The 18,782-nt window shown below is 40.3% G+C and carries 13 protein-coding genes; all 13 read left to right on the plus strand.

Annotated elements, in window-relative coordinates; all coding sequences use genetic code 11:
- Window positions 1-152: 152 nt before the first annotated feature.
- The 13 genes from proB to BIZ36_RS10940 all read left to right on the plus strand — a co-directional run bounded on the left by proB (window position 153) and on the right by BIZ36_RS10940 (window position 18,782).
- The gene (gene proB / locus BIZ36_RS10880) at window positions 153-917 is read left to right on the plus strand and encodes a glutamate 5-kinase (protein ID WP_187457933.1); all 765 of its coding nucleotides are present in this window, start codon (window positions 153-155) and stop codon (window positions 915-917) included.
- Window positions 914-1,852: a Rossmann-fold NAD(P)-binding domain-containing protein gene (locus BIZ36_RS10885; protein WP_187457934.1), complete on the plus strand. Its 939-nt coding sequence runs from the start codon at window positions 914-916 to the stop codon at window positions 1,850-1,852. The genes proB and BIZ36_RS10885 overlap by 4 nt, the downstream gene beginning before the upstream one ends.
- Before the next feature lie 10 nt (window positions 1,853-1,862).
- On the plus strand, window positions 1,863-2,609 hold the full coding sequence (locus BIZ36_RS10890; protein WP_353616837.1) for an SDR family NAD(P)-dependent oxidoreductase: 747 nt from the start codon (window positions 1,863-1,865) through the stop codon (window positions 2,607-2,609).
- 1 nt (window position 2,610) lies between these two features.
- Complete coding sequence (gene argB, locus BIZ36_RS10895) at window positions 2,611-3,387, plus strand: acetylglutamate kinase (RefSeq protein ID WP_187457935.1); 777 nt, start codon at window positions 2,611-2,613, stop codon at window positions 3,385-3,387.
- Between the two features lie 2 nt (window positions 3,388-3,389).
- Window positions 3,390-4,454, plus strand: coding sequence for a M20 family metallo-hydrolase (locus BIZ36_RS10900; RefSeq protein WP_187457936.1), 1,065 nt, complete (start codon window positions 3,390-3,392; stop codon window positions 4,452-4,454).
- Window positions 4,455-4,485: 31 nt separating this feature from the next.
- Window positions 4,486-4,842 (plus strand): four helix bundle protein, encoded by a 357-nt coding sequence (locus BIZ36_RS10905; protein ID WP_187457937.1) that lies wholly within the window; start codon window positions 4,486-4,488, stop codon window positions 4,840-4,842.
- A gap of 27 nt (window positions 4,843-4,869) precedes the next feature.
- Window positions 4,870-6,150, plus strand: coding sequence for an argininosuccinate lyase (gene argH, locus BIZ36_RS10910; protein WP_187457938.1), 1,281 nt, complete (start codon window positions 4,870-4,872; stop codon window positions 6,148-6,150).
- A gap of 81 nt (window positions 6,151-6,231) precedes the next feature.
- On the plus strand, window positions 6,232-6,762 hold the full coding sequence (locus BIZ36_RS10915) for a hypothetical protein (RefSeq protein WP_187457939.1): 531 nt from the start codon (window positions 6,232-6,234) through the stop codon (window positions 6,760-6,762).
- Window positions 6,763-6,851: 89 nt separating this feature from the next.
- Window positions 6,852-8,450: a M1 family metallopeptidase gene (locus BIZ36_RS10920; RefSeq protein WP_187457940.1), complete on the plus strand. Its 1,599-nt coding sequence runs from the start codon at window positions 6,852-6,854 to the stop codon at window positions 8,448-8,450.
- Between the two features lie 129 nt (window positions 8,451-8,579).
- Window positions 8,580-9,614, plus strand: coding sequence for an endonuclease/exonuclease/phosphatase family protein (locus tag BIZ36_RS10925; RefSeq protein ID WP_187457941.1), 1,035 nt, complete (start codon window positions 8,580-8,582; stop codon window positions 9,612-9,614).
- Window positions 9,615-9,794: 180 nt separating this feature from the next.
- On the plus strand, window positions 9,795-10,865 hold the full coding sequence (locus BIZ36_RS10930) for a hypothetical protein (RefSeq protein ID WP_187457942.1): 1,071 nt from the start codon (window positions 9,795-9,797) through the stop codon (window positions 10,863-10,865).
- Window positions 10,866-10,934: 69 nt separating this feature from the next.
- Window positions 10,935-17,855 carry a BspA family leucine-rich repeat surface protein gene (locus tag BIZ36_RS10935; protein ID WP_187457943.1) on the plus strand — a complete coding sequence of 2,307 codons (6,921 nt, stop codon included), beginning with the start codon at window positions 10,935-10,937 and terminating at the stop codon, window positions 17,853-17,855.
- 6 nt (window positions 17,856-17,861) lie between these two features.
- Window positions 17,862-18,782 carry a PorP/SprF family type IX secretion system membrane protein gene (locus tag BIZ36_RS10940; protein ID WP_187457944.1) on the plus strand — a complete coding sequence of 307 codons (921 nt, stop codon included), beginning with the start codon at window positions 17,862-17,864 and terminating at the stop codon, window positions 18,780-18,782.

Genomic DNA, 18,782 nt, shown 5'->3' on the forward strand with positions numbered 1-18,782 from the left:
TAGTTCAAAGTTTGTAGAAGTTTAGCACAATGAGATAAGACTTAAGATATAAGATAAATTATTAGTCTTTTGACCCATTACCATAAACGAGCAACAGATAACCATTAACGAACAGCCAGCAACCAAAAACAAAAGAAAACAAGTACCCAAAAATGGGAAAAAAACGCATTTTACTAAAAATAGGTTCCAATACGCTTACTAAAGAGACCAATCAAATCTCCCGAGGTAAGCTAGAAGATATTGGCAGGCAAATATCCCAATTGAAAAATGACTACGAATTTGTGGTTGTAAGTTCTGGGGCGATTGCTGCGGCCAAACAGTTTGTAAAACTGGAGCACAACGGTAAGGATATTTTAGTAAAGCAGGCCTTAGCGGCCATTGGCCAACCCCATCTAATGCGCATGTTCCAAGAGAGTTTTAGAGAATTGGGCCTGTCAGCGGCCCAGTGTCTTTTATCGTATTCCGATTTTGAGAATCCGAAGTCCAAAGCCAACATCAAGAACACCATTGATATTTTGGTGGAGAACCATATCATTCCGATTATCAATGAGAACGATACGGTTGCTGCGGATGAGATTCAATTTGGCGACAATGATAAATTGGCAGCGTTGACTGCGGCATTATTAAAAGCTGATCTATTGATTATTGCTACCAATACCAACGGAATCTATACCAAGCAATCAATGGAAAACGGTAAACCGGCAACTATTAAGGAAGTTTCGGGAATTGAAGGTATCAAAAAAGAAATAGGCAGTTCAAAATCGACCCACGGTACTGGCGGTATGGCTTCTAAAGTACAAGCGGCCACTATTGCCCAAAAAGCAGGTATTGAAACTTGGATTGTGAACGGCCTCAATGATAATTTTATTACAGACGCCTTTTCAGGCAGCACAAATCATACGAAAATAAAGATATGAAACACTACCTTTCAGTAAATGACATCGACTCGCTAAACGATTGGGTCAACGAAGCAAGGGAACTTAAAAAAGAACCCAAAAAGTTGAAATCTCTGGGAGAAGGCAAGACCATCGGCCTCCTTTTTTTCAACAACAGCCTTCGTACCCGCTTGAGCACTCAAAAAGCCGCAATGAATTTGGGCTTGGATGTGATTGTCATGAACTTTGGCAGTGAGGGTTGGGCCTTGGAATATGCCGATGGTACGGTGATGAATCAAGGCACATCGGAACATATAAAGGAAGCTGCACAAGTAATTTCACAATATTGCGATATTGTTGCCATTAGGGCTTTTGCCGGACTTACCGATAAAAAGGAAGACGAAGCCGAAATTGTTCTCAATGGGTTTAAAAAATATGCTTCCGTTCCGGTGGTGAATATGGAAAGTTCTGTAGGTCACCCATTGCAAGCTCTGGCGGACGCCATAACCTTAGCGGAACAAAATACGCGGAAAAGGCCTAAGGTAGTCCTTTCGTGGGCCCCGCACCCGAAAGCATTACCACATGCGGTGGCAAATTCATTTGTACAGATGATACAATTGCAGGATGCTGATTTTGTCATTACCCACCCTGAGGGTTATGAACTGAATCCTGAAATCACCAACGGTTCGGTTATTGAACATGATCAAAAGAAAGCTTGCGAAGATGCCGATTTTATCTATGTAAAAAACTGGAGCAGCTATAATACCTATGGTCAAGTTCTGAATCAAGATAAAAATTGGACCATGACCAAAGAAAAACTCGGAAAGGCAAAGTTTATGCATTGCCTACCAGTGCGAAGAAATATGGTAGTGGCCGATGAAGTTTTAGACAGTGACCAAAGCTTGGTAATAGAACAGGCCAACAACCGAACCTACAGCGCTCAGGTAGTTTTAAAAAAAATATTGGAGAACAACTAAGATTTTTGAAATCGGCAAATTAGAAAACAAAGTATGTATTGTAACCGGTGCCACAAGTGGCATGGGTAAAGCTATTGCGCAAAAATTTGCTTCTGAAGGAGCCTATCTGGTTTTATCGGGAAGAGATGAGGTCAAAGGCAACGCCCTGGCGCAAAGCCTGCCCTGCTCAATCTTTTTGGCTGGCGATGTAGGCAATGCTGAATATAATAGAGAATTGGTAGAGGTAGCCATTCAAAATTTCGGTGGGTTGGATATTGTATCACTCAATGCCGGAATTTTGGGTCTGGGAAATGTAATCGAACTTTCAGAGGATTTATGGAACAGAACGCTTTCAACCAATTTGAGCAGTATTTATCTGCTTGCTAAATTTGCCATTCCCCATTTGAAAACAAAAAAGGGTACTATTTTGATCAATGCCTCTATAGCGGCTTTTAAGAGTTTCCCAAACCACCCCGCCTATTGCGCATCCAAAGCAGGGGCTGTAGCATTGATGAAGCAACTGGCAGTAGAATATGCCCCGGATATTAGAATCAACGCCATGTGCCCAGGACCAGTAGACACCCCACTTCTGTGGAATTCAGCTGAAGCTTTCGAAAATCCGAAGGAGGCCGTAGCCGATGCAGAAAAAACGACTTTGCTCAAAAGGCTGGGGCAACCGACAGATATCGCCAACCTAGCCTTATTTTTGGTTTCCCAAGAAGCTTCTTGGATTACCGGTACGGCCATGACCATTGATGGTGGAATATTAAACGCATAAAATGAAAAAACTATCCATAGTAAAAATTGGCGGCAATGTTATTGAAAATAAAGCCGAGCTCATCAAGTTTCTGAATAACTTCTCTCTCATAAAAGGACCTAAAATTCTAGTTCATGGAGGCGGAAAGTTGGCCACCCAATTGGGCAAAAAATTGGGTATCGAATCAAAAATGATCGAGGGGCGCCGTATTACCGACGATAAAAGCCTTGAACTGATTACCATGGTCTATGGCGGACTCGTCAACAAAAATATTGTGGCCGAGCTACAATCGCTCAATTGCAATGCTATTGGGCTTAGCGGTGCCGATGGCGATACCATACAAGCCCATAAACGCCCCGTTAAAGACATTGATTATGGTTTTGCAGGTGATGTAGACGGCGTGAGTTCAACTACCATCAAAAAACTTCTGGAAGCTGGTCTTACACCTGTATTTTGTGCAATGACACATGATGGAAAGGGGCAACTGCTCAATACCAATGCAGATACCATCGCTTCGGAATTAGCGATTGGCATGAGCACGGCCTACGAAACCACTTTATATTACTGCTTCGAAAAGAAAGGTGTTTTGATGGATGTCAACGATGACCAATCGGTTATAAAACATATCGACAGCGTTTCATACCAAACCCTTTTAGAGAAAAAAGTAATTGCAGATGGCATGTTACCAAAAATGCACAACTGCTTTCACGCCCTGGAAAAAAATGTTCATCAGGTACGCATAGGCGATATAGAAATGCTACACCCCAACGCAAATTTATTCACCATCCTTACTCTTTGATAATGCAACAAAAAGAACTGACCGAAAAAGCTATCGAGCTCTTAAAAGAACTTATTTCTATACAATCTTTTTCTTCGGAAGAAGATAAGACCGCTGATGCCATTGAAAATTGGTTCAAGTCGTTCAACATTCCGTTTGAACGCCATTTGAATAATGTGTGGGCAGTGAACCTACATTTTGACGAAAGTAAGCCTACCCTGCTTTTGAACTCGCATCACGATACCGTAAAACCCAATTCGGCTTATACCAAAGACCCTTTTCATCCACATATTGAAGATGGAAAATTATATGGTTTGGGAAGTAATGATGCCGGGGGAGCGTTGGTTTCATTAATTGCAACGTTCACGCATTACTATGCAGAGGAAAACCTGAACCATAATATTTTAATGGTAGCTTCTATGGAAGAGGAAAGTTCAGGACCCAATAGTCTACGAGGACTTTTACCCAAACTTCCCCATATCGATGTGGCTATTGTGGGCGAACCTACCTTATTGGATTTGGCCATAGCGGAAAAAGGATTGGTAGTTTTTGACGCAATAGTGAAAGGTACTCCTTCGCATGCGGCACATCCTAACGATAATAATTCCATTTACAATACCATTGAAGTGTTGGAGTGGTTCAAGAATTACTCTTTCCCAAAAGTTTCGGAAGCTTTGGGGCCGGTAAAATTGACGGTTACCCAAATCAATGGAGGTTCACAACACAATGTGGTTCCGGCAGAGGTGGAGTTGGTAATTGACGTTCGAGTCAACGATAAATATTCCAATGCCGAAATTGCGGAAATTCTAAAGAAAGAAGCTCCTTGCGAACTTCAAGAACGTTCGCTAAAACTTAATTCTTCGGCCATTGACAAAGACCACCCGTTGGTGAAATCAGGTATCGCGTTAGGCAGAAAGACCTATGGCTCCCCCACTCTATCCGATCAGGCAGCATTGACCTGTCAGTCCTTAAAATTAGGCCCTGGGGACAGTACACGTTCGCATTCGGCAGACGAATACATCTACGTTAAGGAAATTGAAGACGGGGTAGATTTGTATATTAAACTGTTGAAGGGATTTCTTCTTTAGTTTAAAGAAGAAAGTAAAAAGTTAATAGAAAATGTATAATTACAAAGACCTTATTGTTTGGCAAAAATCTATGGATTTAGTGGAGAAGGTATATCAATTAACTTCAACTTTTCCCCAAGAAGAAAAATTCGGCCTCACAAGTCAAATTAGGCGATGCGCCGTCTCCATACCTAGCAATATTGCGGAAGGTACCGGACGAAAATCAAAAAAAGTCTTTCGGAGCTTTTTGGAAATCTCCAATGGGTCAATCAATGAGCTGAAAACACAGATAGAAATTTCAAAAAGAATCGGATTTATATCCGAAAATGAATTGGAAAATATCTTTGACATTTGCAACGAAGTCCAAAAAATGACCATCACCCTAATTAAGAAGTATAGCGACTTCTAACTATAACCTAAAAACTTTAAACTCCTTATGAAACTCTGGGATAAAGGATTCAGTACTGATAAAAAAATAGACCACTTTACCGTGGGAAATGATCGTGAACTCGACTTATTGCTTGCCAAATACGATGTGATCGCTTCCAAGGCGCATGCTAAAATGCTGGGCAAAATAGGACTATTGACGCAAGAAGAAACACAATCCCTTGTCACGGAATTGGATGCCATTGCGCAAACCATTGAAAAGGGCGAATTCAGCATTGAAGATTCTTTTGAGGACATGCATTCTAAAATCGAATATGTACTCACGGAAAAACTGGGTGATACCGGCAAAAAGATTCACACGGCAAGATCTAGAAACGATCAAGTTCTGGTAGCCATGCACCTGTATTTAAAGCATGAACTATCGGAAATAAAAAGTCAGACAAAAGAGCTTTTTGACCTCTTATTGCAATTGGCCGAGAAATTTAAAAACGTGCTTCTTCCAGGCTATACCCACTTGCAGATTGCCATGCCCTCCTCTTTTGGACTGTGGTTTTCCGCTTATGCCGAAAGTTTGATTGATGACCTCTATTTCATTGATGCCGCTTACAAGGTTGCCGACCAAAATCCGTTAGGGAGCGCCGCCGGCTATGGAAGCTCCTTTCCAATAGACAGAAGCTTCACCACCCAAGAAATGGGTTTTGAAACCCTAAAATACAATGTGGTGGCCGCCCAAATGGGACGCGGAAAAGTTGAAAAGGCTACCGCTTTCGGCATGGCCAATATAGCTGCCACCTTATCCAAACTTTCCATGGATGTTTGCCTCTACATGAGCCAAAACTTTAATTTTATCTCCTTTCCGGATGAATTAACTACAGGCAGCAGCATTATGCCGCACAAGAAAAACCCCGATGTTTTTGAATTGGTACGTGGTAAATGTAATAAGCTGCAAAGCATACCGAATCAATTGACCTTGGTAATCAACAATCTGCCCAGCGGATATCACCGAGATTTACAATTGGTGAAGGAAATTATTGTTCCCGCGATTCAAGATATGAAGGCCTGTCTGGAAATTTTGACTTTTAGTTTGAAAGAAGCGAAAGTGAACGACGAAATTCTAAGCGACCCTAAATACGATTATCTCTTTAGTGTAGACACCTTGAACGAGCTGGTACAAAACGGAATGCCGTTTAGGGATGCCTATAAAAAAATGGGAATGGAAATTCAAGAGGGTACTTTTAGCCCTAAAAGGGATATTCACCATACCCACGAGGGCAGTTTGGGCAATTTGTGTTTGGATGAGATCAAGAAAAAAATGGAGAAATTATTCTAATAAATTCAGTATCCCTAGAAACAGGGATGCAAGAATAGATTGTGGGAAGTATGTTTGTCCTGTCATAATTAAATCAACCATATGAAATCTATTTTCGCATCCTTAAGTATTCTCTTTTTATTGGTGTCTTGCAACCAGCCATCTGCTGAAAACTATTTTGACCGAACCACCTTAAACAGCAATAAACTTGTGGGTTTTGGCAGTGCTGACTTCGATAGATACGCACAGCTTCAAGAAACAGGTCAACTTTTTAAACTTACCAATGGTGAAATGGAAAAGACCGATAAAATATCGGAACATATCACCACCTACATCATTCCAGATATTGAAAAAAACATTGAACAGATTGAAGAATTAAAGCCTACGGAAGAAACCGAAGAAATGATTGTCAAAAGCCTAAGTCTTTTCAATTATGTTAAGAACATTTATGAAACAGAATATTTAACCATTGCAAATATGATGGACAATGGTGAAGAGGTAGATGAAATCAATGAGGCTCTTTCACTAATGAATAGTGTAACGTTTACGAAATTTTCAGTTCTTCTAGAAGAATTATGGGAAGTCGCGCTACCTTATGCAGAGGCTAACGGAATTGAAGTGAAAACTTACTAAACTATATGTTGGCACTACCTTATTCACGAACGAAGGGAAATTAAAAGACAAGCTTTCTTAAATTAGCAGCGGATTAAAAACCTCCGTAAATGAACATTATTACCAAGTCCTATTTTTTCACTTTCCTTTTGTTTTTCTCATTAAGCCTGCTGTTCTCCCAAGACACCTATCAGCGAAATAGCTCTGCCGATGTTCAACGCTATGTTTTCGGGTTAACCCTTTCAGATGAATCGAACCTTATTAAGGGAGAAACCGAAATCAATATCAACTTTACCCAAGAAGTTGGTCCGTTTTCATTGGACTTGATTGAAAAAAATGGTGATTATGGTATGACCATTAGCCAAGTTCTTGAAGGTGATACCCCAGCCAAATACACCTACAATAATCATAAAATTGAAATAACCCCGGGCGCTTTCGAAGAAAAAAACAGAACCTACAAAGTTATTTATGAGGGTATTCCTGAAAGAGGACTTGTAATCGACACTACCAAATTTGGTCAGCGTTCTTTTTTTGGTGACAACTGGCCTAATTTGGCCCGTCATTGGCTACCCTCTGTAGATCACCCTTATGACAAGGCCGGTATCGAATTCAGAATTACGGCCCCAGATTATTATGATGTAGTGGCCACCGGAGAAAAAATAGAAGAGAGCAATCTAGGTAACGGTCTAAAATTGACAACTTATAAAGAACCAGCACCCGTTGCCATGAAAGTGGTGACTGTTGGTGTAACTAAATTCGCCAGTACACTTTTGGGTGAGGTGTACGACATTCCCGTGTCCGCCTGGGTGTATCCAGAAAATAGGTTGGATGGTTTTTCAGATTACCATGTGGCCAGCAAGGTCTTGAAATACTTCATCGACCAAATTGGTCCGTATTCCTACGCAAAACTGGCCAACATGCAGGCAAAAACGCAGTGGGGCGGACTCGAAAATGCTGGTACTATTGCCTATTTTGAAAATTCGGTCACCGGAAAAAATGAGGTGGAAGGCTTGATCGCCCATGAAATTGCCCACCAGTGGTTCGGAAATTCCGCCTCAGAAAATGATTGGAACCATGTATGGCTTAGTGAAGGCTTTGCTACCTATTTCGCTATTCTATACCAGGAAAGCGTTTATGGAAATGAAAAAAGAAAAGAAGAATTGCAACTTGACCGTAAACAAATTATCGATTACTATCAAAAAAAACCTTCGCCCATTGTTGACCCTAGCATCAAAGACCCTTTAAACGTTTTAAGCGTAAACACGTATCAGAAAGCGGGCTGGGTACTGAACATGTTACGCCACAAATTGGGTGATGAAGTTTTTTGGAAAGGGATTAGAACCTACTACGAAAAATACAGAAACAGCAATGCCATGACCGAAGATTTCAGGGAAGTTATGGAATCGGTTTCCGGCAAAGACTTAAATGCTTTTTTCGACCAATGGATTTTCACCAAAGGATATCCCGAACTCAAATGGAAGTGGAGCTACAAAGGAAAAAAATTAAATATATCTATTGACCAGCTCCAAAAACATCATACCTATTCTTTCCCTCTGGAAATTGGAGTAACAATAAATGGCAAGACGACCATCAACACTGTTGAAGTAACGGATTCGAAGGCGAATTTTTCCATCAAAACCGATGCGAAACCCGATTCCGTTGTTCTAGATCCTGATACTTGGTTACTATTCGAAGACAAAAACCCATAATTTATTGTGGCAACTTATTCTTCCTATTTTACAAAAGGTTAAACTTCCTGTAAGAATTATTCCCTATTTTTAGTTTCGAATATGAAAGGCGTATTTCGACAAGAAATATTGTCTACAATCTAAATCGATATGAAACTAAAGGTGGCAGAGTATAATATGGAGTGGATGAAAAATCTGTTCGTTAACGGAATTCCTGTCAACGTTCCTCCTCCTGTAGGAAAACCTGAAAGCGATTGGAACGAGCAAGAACGATTGACTATGAAAAGTCAGCGATTGATTTCCGTTCTCGCCCATTTAGATGCAGATATTGTAGCTGTGGTAGAAGGGCCAGATACCCTTGCCAATGGAACCAAAACAGCTAAGGCGCAACTTGAACTTTGGATGACCACCTTTGGCCTTACCCAAAGAAACTATAAGGTAGTTCAAGGCTATACCTCTCGCGGGCAGCAAGAACTATGCGCTATTTACGATGCTGATAAACTTATTCTGGAGCATACCCCGGAAGGTAAAAATAGTTTCGATGAACCTTTTTTGGCCGATACGTTGGAACAAAGTATTAAAGAGCAATATGAACATTTTAGACCTCCCGTAGAACTCACCGTAAAAGATAAGGCAAGCCCAGCCAAACTTTTTAAAATGATTATTGCCCACGCCAAATCAAAAGGTATATTTGACCATGTCGATTACGCCAGATACGAATATCTATCCAACCTCAACCGAAGAAAATTGTATGCAGAGTGCATGCACATGCGCGAACGAGTTGATCAATGGATAAACGAAGGTGATAAGGTTCTGGTAACCGGAGATATCAATGACGGTATGGGAAGCGACTTCTACGAAAACCGATTTGGTAAAAGTGCTATTGAAATATTGTTGGGCAGTGTTTATGAGCCCGAACTCATTTTAAAAAGCGCCTTGGGAAAGCCCAAATTAGGAAAATACGGATGGTCACCAAGTTCTAGTTCTTTTACGGATACCATTACTAAAAATTGGTTTACGGTTCTTATCGACCATATTTTGGTCAGCCAAGATATCAAAATCGATTCAGGCGCGGTTCTCAACCCATATTCCGAACCCCATAAGTCCGATTTAAGCCAAGAACTCAAAGATGCGTTAAAGAAGGCTTCAGACCATTTTCCAGTAGTTGTTGAGATTGAAGTGTGACAAGTATTCACTTCAACAGGTTTTCTGCACCGTTGAACGTTAATTAATTTAATATTCCCCTCGTTTTTCTCTTGTCACACTATGATTACCGACTAGTTCACAACAAAAATTTTAACAAAGTAGGGCACCCCTATATTTTTAAGGTGTAATTCTAATTCATTACAATTCACCTACCTACGCATGAAAAAACTTTTGTACCCCCTACTCTTCCTCATTATTGTTTCTTGTAGTACAGATTCAACCGATTCGTTCAATGACACCGTTCTTGAAAATACCGATTCTGAGATGACTCCTGAAGATACGGCTGACAATCAAGAAACCGAATCTCAAAATCAGAACACGGCACCTGTTCTAAACCTACAATCATATCCTATTAACGAACATGCTTCTCCGGCGACATCCATTGGTTTTGTACAAGCGAATGATTTGGACGGGGATGAACTAACCTATAGCATATCCTCAGAAGTGGATATAGAGATCAACGAAACCACAGGAGAGCTTACAGTTGGGCCCGATTTGCAACTTGATTTTGAAACCATGTCCAACATAGAGTTCATGGTATCAGTATTTGATGGAGCAACCATCACCGAAGAAAATTTTGAACTAATTATTGAGGATATTGATGAAACAACGCTACTCACAACCGAACAAACAGAGCTTATAAGCTATTTTCAACACCTTGTATACTGGAAAGGTCACGCCAACACCCCGGTAGAAAGAAATCAAAAGTGGGCATCTACCATGAAAATTTATTTGCACGGGACCATTTCAAACGAATTTGCCGCAACGGTGGATGATGTTATGGCAGAATACAACGAAATTTTTAATGATGGTTTCAGTATAGTAACCGAGGAGAATGAAAGTGAGTCTAATGCCTCCGTTTTTTTTGGCAGTGAATCAGAACTAGAAAATGTGTGGCCAGATATGTTTGAAATTGTGAAAGATGGTGGGTATAGTGGTTATGCCATAACACCTTCCAATGCCCATCAATTAAGCAATTCAAGAATTTGGATCTCAAACCCAGCTGCGGTCTTGTTCAAACACGAACTTGGTCACGCGCTAGGCTTTGGCCACTCAAACAAATGCCAAAGTGAAAATAGTTTCCTTTGTTCGCAGATAAGTACAGATAATGATTTTCTACCAGAAGAATTAAGCATTATTCGTTATGCCTACCATCATAGACTTCAGGAAGGTCTAACGGAAGAGGAAGCAGAAGCCGTATTGGCCGATATCATTGTAAACGAGCAATAGATTTCCTCTTTCATCCAAACTTATAACCACCTCTTCTTTTAACCTAATCTTTCCAAAAAAATGGAAAAAATGTCGCATCCCACTAAAGCTCGTCCTTTTTCACAAGAGCAGATTAATCCTTTATCAAGAAAAAGCTCATTGACTTCAAGTTTTACATTTAGTATACTACTACTTACGCTTTTGATTTCCTTTGTTGGTCAATCCCAATCTTTTAGATCTATATGGAATACCAACAATACAGAATCGGGTTCTTCTGCCAACAACGAAGTCACCATACCCACCAACCCAGCCTACACTACTTATAATTATGATGTTGATTGGGGAGACGGCAACATAGATACGGGTGTTACCGGAAACATAACCCACACCTATGCAACTGCTGGCACGTATGCTATAGAAATTAGCGGAACTTTTCCATCTATCTATTTTAACGATGAAAACGCAAGCGATAAACTAAAAATCATAGAAATATTGGCATGGGGTACCCTACAATGGCAAACTATGGAAAATGCCTTTTTTGGCTGCGAAAACTTAAATTTTGATGCCATTGATTCACCTGACCTCTCTCAGGTTACCACACTACAAAATATGTTTAATGGCTGCGAAGCCTTCAATGGTATTGTTAACAATTGGGATGTTAGCACTATAACCAATATATCAGGAATGTTTCAGGAATGTGCCATTTTTAATAGGCCATTGGATCTGTGGAACACGGCTAACATTACCGATATGTCTTACACCTTTCACAGAGCAAGGGCTTTTAATGAACCTCTGGATAATTGGAATGTTGCAGCTGTCACTGATATGGAGTTTTTCTTATCGGAAGCAACTTCCTTTAACCAAAATATCAACAATTGGAACATCTCAAATCTCACCAATTTAATTGGAACGTTTAGATATACAGGCAATTTTAATCAGCCTTTAGACAATTGGGACGTAAGCAATATTACCGACCTTACGGGTACGTTTCAAGGCTCTGCATTCAATAGACCAATAAACAACTGGAACGTAAGTAATGTGGTTACTATGGAAGCTACTTTTAGGGAATCACAATTCAACCAACCTTTAAGCCTATGGGATGTGAGTACTGTAACCAATATGTCTCAAATGTTTCATAGAAACCGAACATTTGACCAACCCATAAACAATTGGAACGTAAGCAACGTTACGGACATGTCCGAGATGTTTGATGGGTGGATATGGGGAGCAGTCTTCAACCAACCCTTAGATAATTGGGATGTGAGTAACGTAACGGACATGGAATACATGTTTAGGGATAATTCTGCATTTAATCAAGACATAAGTATGTGGAACGTTAGTGGCGTAACCAACATGCGAGGTATGTTCGAAGAAAACCCTGCTTTTAATCAAAATATAGACAACTGGGACGTTAGCAATGTTACAAATATGAGTCAAATGTTTAATGAAGCAACAGCTTTTAACCAACCCTTGAACTCATGGAATATTGGTAGTGTTACAGCAATTGAAGGTATGTTCTTTGATGCAACGGCTTTTAACCAACCTTTAGATAATTGGGATGTATCTGGTATTACAAGCTTTAGGGATATGTTCCGCTTAGCAACAGATTTTAATCAAGACATTAGCACGTGGAACGTCTCCAATGTAACACAGTTTACCGCAATGTATTTGAATGCGAGTTCATTTGATCAAAATCTAGCCAATTGGAATATTGCTAACGCCACTCAAATGAGTAACATGCTTTCTAATAGTGGCCTATCACAAGAAAATTATGATAATACCTTAATTGGTTGGGCAGGCCAAGCCGTTCAGAATGGAGTTAGCCTAGGAGCAAATGGACTACAATATTGCGATGCATTAAATCAAAGGCAAGGATTAATAGACACCAACGGTTGGACCATTACTGGAGACAATGTAAACTGTTCTTATGTACTCTGTACGGAAATTACCATGCCGGCCGCAGGAGACACTATGACACCTGCCAACAGTGATATTAGATGGAATCCTGCTCCAAATGCCGATGGTTATCGTATTACCTTAGAAATTGAACGTGGCGGTAATAGAAACTACGCTTCTCTAAACGGGAACACATTAAACAACTATGATGTAGGTAATGTGGTTGGTCTTAGTTTTTCCAATGAATTTCAAGCCGGTGATACGGTTTACGTAACTGTGGTTCCTTATAATAATGAAGGACCTGCAACCGGCTGCCAAGAACTTTCGTTTACAGTAGTTGAAAGTTGGGTTAATAGTCCTGATGCCTTCAAATTAACCTATGATACTAGCATCACAGAATCTGGCTCAACACCTGCCAATCAGTTAAAAATTAAAGCAAATACAGGTTATCCAGGTTATTTAACCTATAATTATTCTATTGATTGGGGAGACGGACAGTATAATAATAATGTTACCGGTGAAATTACACATACATACTTAACACCAGGTGTTTATACAGTAGCTATTATTGGGGATTTTCCGGCTCCTTATCATTATGTAAGTAATTCTGATCATATTAAACTTATTTCTATTGATCAATGGGGCACCCAAGTTTGGCAATCTATGAATTATGCATTTTATGGTTGCGAAAATATGGAATACAACGCTACAGATGTGCCCAACCTTTCGCAAGTAGAGATAGCCTCCAACATGTTTTCCGGTTGTTACTTATTTGATGGTGCAATAGACAATTGGGATGTAAGCAATATTACCAACATGCAGAGCATGTTTATTTCTGCACGAATTTTTAATCAGCCATTAAACAGTTGGGATACCAGCAATGTTACCAATATGTATGGAATGTTTGGGGCTGCTCAATTATTTAACCAACCTTTGGACAATTGGGATGTTAGCCAAGTTACCAACATGAATTTTATGTTCGCCCAAACACAGGATTTTAACCAAGATTTAAGTAGTTGGGATACTGGTAGTGTTACGAATATGGGACGTATGTTTCAAAGCTCACAGGCTTTTGACCAACCTATTAACAGTTGGAATGTAAGTCAGGTAACAGATATGTCAGAAATGTTCCAAAGAGCAGAAGTATTTAATCAACCTCTAAATAACTGGAATACAGGGAACGTCATAGACATGTCTGCCATGTTCTATGATGCAGAATTGTTTAACCAGAACATCAATAGTTGGGATGTATCATCTGTTACAGATATGAGCCAGATGTTCTACGACGCAACAGCATTTGACCAACCACTGAATAATTGGAATGTTGGTGCTGTCACCACCATGAACTCCATGTTTTCTAGAGCAGAGGCTTTTAATCAAAATATTGATAGCTGGAACGTAACTAACGTAACCAACATGAGCAACATGTTTAACTATGCCATCTCTTACAACCAACCCATGAACAATTGGGATGTGAACTCTGTTGTAAACATGAGCGGTATGTTTAGGGGCGCCCAAGTATTTAACCAACCCTTAGATAATTGGGATGTGAGTGCGGTTGCTAATATGAGCGCTATGTTTGAGCATGCCGAAGTATTTAATCAACCAATCAACACGTGGAATGTAAGTTCGGTAACCCTAATGCCATCCATGTTCGATGCAGCTTTAGCTTTTAACCAACCCTTGAACAATTGGAACGTAGGGGTGGTCACCAATTTCAATTCCATGTTCAAAGAAGCAGAGGCTTTTAACCAACCCCTTAATACTTGGGATACCGGGGAGGCTCAAAATATGGCCGGAATGTTCTATGGAGCAATTGTTTTTGACCAAGATATTTCTACTTGGAATACTTCCTTTGTAACCACCATGCAAGAAATGTTTAGAGAGGCAAGTGCTATCAACCAATCCTTAAACGCATGGAACGTGGCATCTGTAACTACTATGCGTGGCATGTTCCAAGAAGCTACTTCCTTCAATAGCTCCATAAACGATTGGAATGTTAGAGCTGTAACTACAATGCAAGATATGTTCAATGGTGCTAGTAGTTACAATCAAAGTTTGAACAATTGGCGCGTAAACGGGGTAACAAATATGGAGAGAATGTTCTTTGGTGCTAGTGCTCTAGACCAATCTTTTGATCAATGGTTGATTGGTACCGTTTCTACGAGAGATATGTTCCATGATGCGACTTCGTTTAATCAATTTTTAGGGGATTGGGATGTAAGTAATGTAACCAACATGCAAGGCATGCTGGATGATACAGCTCTTTCAAGAGAAAATTATGACAACACCTTAATCGAATGGTCAGAACAGACCTTAACACCTGGTATTAACCTAGGAGCCAATACCCTACCGTATTGTGATGCGGTTGAAGAACGCCAATTTATGATAGACAATTTTGGATGGACTTTTACTGGCGATGTACTTGATTGCCCCATCCCCGATTGTACCCAACTGGTTGCACCTTTGAATGGCGACACGGATGTTCCCGTTAATACTAATATTACCTGGGAAGCGGTTCAATTTGCAAGAGAATACAAATTATTTGTTGGCACCTCATCAGGAGGAACAGATATCTTAAATAACGAAGTGGTGGTGAATAACACCTCATTTGAATTCGCTGCGGATTTTAACCCTGGTGTTACCGTTTATGTTACCATTATTCCATCCAACGAAAATGGTGATGCGGTTGGGCCTTGTACGGAAGAAAGTTTTACCGTTACGAATGACCCACCAACCGTTCCAGATTGCACCAACCTAACCTTACCGCTGAATAACGCTACCGATGTTCCTTTTGACACAGATTTAAACTGGACTGTTGTAGGCAATGCAGATGGATACAGAATCAATGTAGGAACAACCTCTGGAGGCACGGATTTAGTTAACAATGAAGATGTAGGTAATGTAACGGAATATGATTTTTCTGCGGATTTACCAGAAGACACTTTAATTTATGTAACTATTCTACCTTACAATGAAGAAGGCCTTGCCACAGGGTGTATTGAAGAATCTTTTAGAACGGAATTTATTCCAGTTCCTCCATCATGTACTACAATTTCCAGTCCAACCAACGGAGCTGTAAATGTACCTATTGATACAGATTTAAGCTGGAATGCCGTTGCAGATGCAACTGGATATTTAGTTAGTGTAGGCACCACAGCCGGAGGGATAGAAGTAGAAAATAATATAGATGTTGGCAATACCACCACCTATTCCTTTAGTTCAGACCTACAAGCAAATAGAATGCATTACGTTCGTATTATTCCTTACAATGCAGTAGGAGATGCAACTGGTTGTACCGAAGAATCATTTACAACAGGAGCCGGAACTTTATCAGACCCGCCAAACTGTACATCATTGAGCGACCCATTGAACGCTGCAACAGACGTAGCTATAGGAACCAATATTAGTTGGAATGCATCAGCCAATGCTGATGGGTACTATTTAACCGTGGGAACCACCGCTGGTGGTAATGATATCTTGAATAACGAAGATGTTACGGGGACTACTTTTGACTTGCCTTCCGATTTACCAGAAAACACTCAAATTTTCGTGACGCTAGTTCCTTACAATTCTTTTGGAAGTGCTACTGGATGTACCGAAGAATCGTTTACTACCGAGACCTTACCAACCGTACCTAGTTGTACCAATTTGAGCATGCCTTTGAACGGTGCTACCGATGTTTCAATCACTACCGACTTAAGTTGGAACGCAGCTGTAAATGCAGATGGCTATTACTTGACCGTAGGTACTACAGCTGGTGCTAGCGATATCTTGGATGCCGAAGATGTTACAGGAACTACATTTGATTTACCTGCCGATTTACCGGAAAACACACAGATATTCGTAACTATTGTTCCGTACAATGCTTTAGGAGACGCTACCGGATGTACCGAAGAATCCTTTACAACGGAAACATTACCTACCTTGCCTGTATGTACCCAATTAAGCAATCCGGTAAACGGAGCAACGGAGGTTTCCATTTCAACCGTCCTAAGATGGAATGAAATCTCTAATGCAGATGGTTATTACCTTACCATGGGTACAACAACAGGAGGCAATGATATTTTGAATACCGAAGATGTAACAGGAACCACTTTTGACCTTCCTGTTGATTTACCGGAGAACACCGAAATATTCGTGACCGTCGTACCATACAATGGAGTGGGTAGCGCAACGGGTTGTACAGAGGAATCGTTTACTACCGAGGTCATGGCAGCCGCACCTTCCTGTACAACGTTAACCAGTCCCGCAAATGGGGAAAGCAGCGTTTCAATTTTGACCGATTTAACATGGTCTGCAGTAAATAATGCTGATGGATATTATGTTAATGTGGGTACTTCTGCCGGTAATGCAGATATATTGAACAATGAATCTGTTAACACTAACAACTTTGCATTTACCAATGATCTACCTGAAGGCACAGAGATATTCGTTTCCATCGTTCCTTTTAATGGCAGGGGCAGTGCTATAGGGTGTGTTCAGGAATCCTTCACGACAGAAATTCGTGAAACTGTCCCCAATTGCACTTCAATTATCGTTCCTGAAAACGACCAAGTTAATGTATCTGTTGATACTGAGTTTGTTTGGAATACCATATCAAACGCTGATGGCTACTACCTTAGTTTGGGCTCTAGTGCTGGAAGTCATGATATTTTAGATAGTGAAGATGTTGGTATTCTAACCTCTTATACCCCGGCTCAACCCTTGCCTTATGACCAGGATATTTTCGTTTCTATTGTAGCATATAACGCTCAAGGCAGTGCCATTGGGTGCACCGAAAGTAGCTTTACCACTCAAGAAGAGCCAGAAGAGGATAAGCTGGAGACTTTTTATGGGTTTTCTCCAAACGGGGATTTTATAAATGATGTTTGGGCCATAAACGGAATTGAAAACTACCCGGAAAATACGGTGAGCATTTTTAACAGATGGGGAGATTTGGTATTTTTTATTTCAGGTTATGACAATAACGTCAATGTTTTTAAAGGAGAGGCCAACCAGAAAACGAAAATTGGGGCCGGTGAACTACCCGCAGGCACCTATTTCTTTAACATCACTTTACCGGAAAACCACAATTTAAAAGCTACCCAAGGATTTGTAGTTATTAAAAGATAAATACCCATGACCAAAAAACTAACCTATTTAATTTTGACTTTTGTTGTTTGTGTAGTAGGAAACCTAAGAGCCCAACAAACCGCTGTTTTCTCCGAATACAACTACAACCCATTTTTGATTAATTCCGCATACGCGGGAATGCTTTCAAGCACCGAGCTTAGTGCTACCCATTCCGGTTTTATTAGTGAAGTAACAGGAAGTCCAAGAACCCTTTCATTAACAATAAATTCCCCTCTAAGGGACGGGAAGGTTGGTCTGGGAGCGGGCTTTCTGCAAGATGAGGTAGGCGTTAGCAAAAACAGTACTTTTTTTGCGGCTTACTCCTATAAGATTTTTTTTGATTTTGAATCCAAAAGACCTTATTGGCAACTCTATCAACCTGGCGTTCTATCCTTTGGAATTACTGCTGGATTACAGCAATACAAAGAAGATCTTTTGTCACTAGGAATTACGGGCGACCCCAATTTCTCAGAAAACATCAATGCCAGTATTCCCACTGTAGGTGTTAGTTTTCTTTTCAACCATGCGCAGTTCTTCGCAGGCATTTCTGCACCAAACGTACTTGGAGACAAATTGGCTTCAAGAGATGACCTCAACCTATCCAATCCCGTTTACGGTTATTTTGGCTACCGTTTCTTTACTAGCATTTTTGAAGAAATTATGATCAAGCCCAACGTCCTTCTAAAGTATGAAGATGGAGCCCCTTTACAAGCTGACCTGAACATCGCGGCAAGTTTTAAAAATAAAATAGAGGTAGGAGCTGGCTACAGAACCAGTTCTTCCATTAACCTCCTGGCCGGAGTTTATTTTTTAAAAAACCTTCGTTTTATTTACAACTACAATATTGCCCTAAAAGAATCCCCCTTTGGCAATACCCATGGGCTAGCCCTAAGTTACCTCTTTGGTGATGGGTACCAAATAGATTGA

Origin of the sequence: Cytophaga sp. FL35 (assembly GCF_014349235.1) — a bacterium.
Taxonomy (GTDB): Bacteria; Bacteroidota; Bacteroidia; order Flavobacteriales; family Flavobacteriaceae; genus Euzebyella.

Excerpts from the sequence above, each read along its gene's own strand:
- BIZ36_RS10885 (WP_187457934.1), top strand. The coding sequence starts at position 914 with ATGAAACACTACCTTTCAGTAAATGACATCGACTCGCTAAACGATTGG.
- BIZ36_RS10925 (WP_187457941.1), top strand. The coding sequence starts at position 8,580 with ATGAAACTAAAGGTGGCAGAGTATAATATGGAGTGGATGAAAAATCTG.
- argH (WP_187457938.1), top strand. The coding sequence starts at position 4,870 with ATGAAACTCTGGGATAAAGGATTCAGTACTGATAAAAAAATAGACCAC.
- BIZ36_RS10920 (WP_187457940.1), top strand. The coding sequence starts at position 6,852 with ATGAACATTATTACCAAGTCCTATTTTTTCACTTTCCTTTTGTTTTTC.
- BIZ36_RS10905 (WP_187457937.1), top strand. The coding sequence starts at position 4,486 with ATGTATAATTACAAAGACCTTATTGTTTGGCAAAAATCTATGGATTTA.
- BIZ36_RS10900 (WP_187457936.1), top strand. The coding sequence starts at position 3,390 with ATGCAACAAAAAGAACTGACCGAAAAAGCTATCGAGCTCTTAAAAGAA.
- BIZ36_RS10930 (WP_187457942.1), top strand. The coding sequence starts at position 9,795 with ATGAAAAAACTTTTGTACCCCCTACTCTTCCTCATTATTGTTTCTTGT.
- BIZ36_RS10940 (WP_187457944.1), top strand. The coding sequence starts at position 17,862 with ATGACCAAAAAACTAACCTATTTAATTTTGACTTTTGTTGTTTGTGTA.
- proB (WP_187457933.1), top strand. The coding sequence starts at position 153 with ATGGGAAAAAAACGCATTTTACTAAAAATAGGTTCCAATACGCTTACT.
- argB (WP_187457935.1), top strand. The coding sequence starts at position 2,611 with ATGAAAAAACTATCCATAGTAAAAATTGGCGGCAATGTTATTGAAAAT.
- BIZ36_RS10935 (WP_187457943.1), top strand. The coding sequence starts at position 10,935 with ATGTCGCATCCCACTAAAGCTCGTCCTTTTTCACAAGAGCAGATTAAT.
- BIZ36_RS10915 (WP_187457939.1), top strand. The coding sequence starts at position 6,232 with ATGAAATCTATTTTCGCATCCTTAAGTATTCTCTTTTTATTGGTGTCT.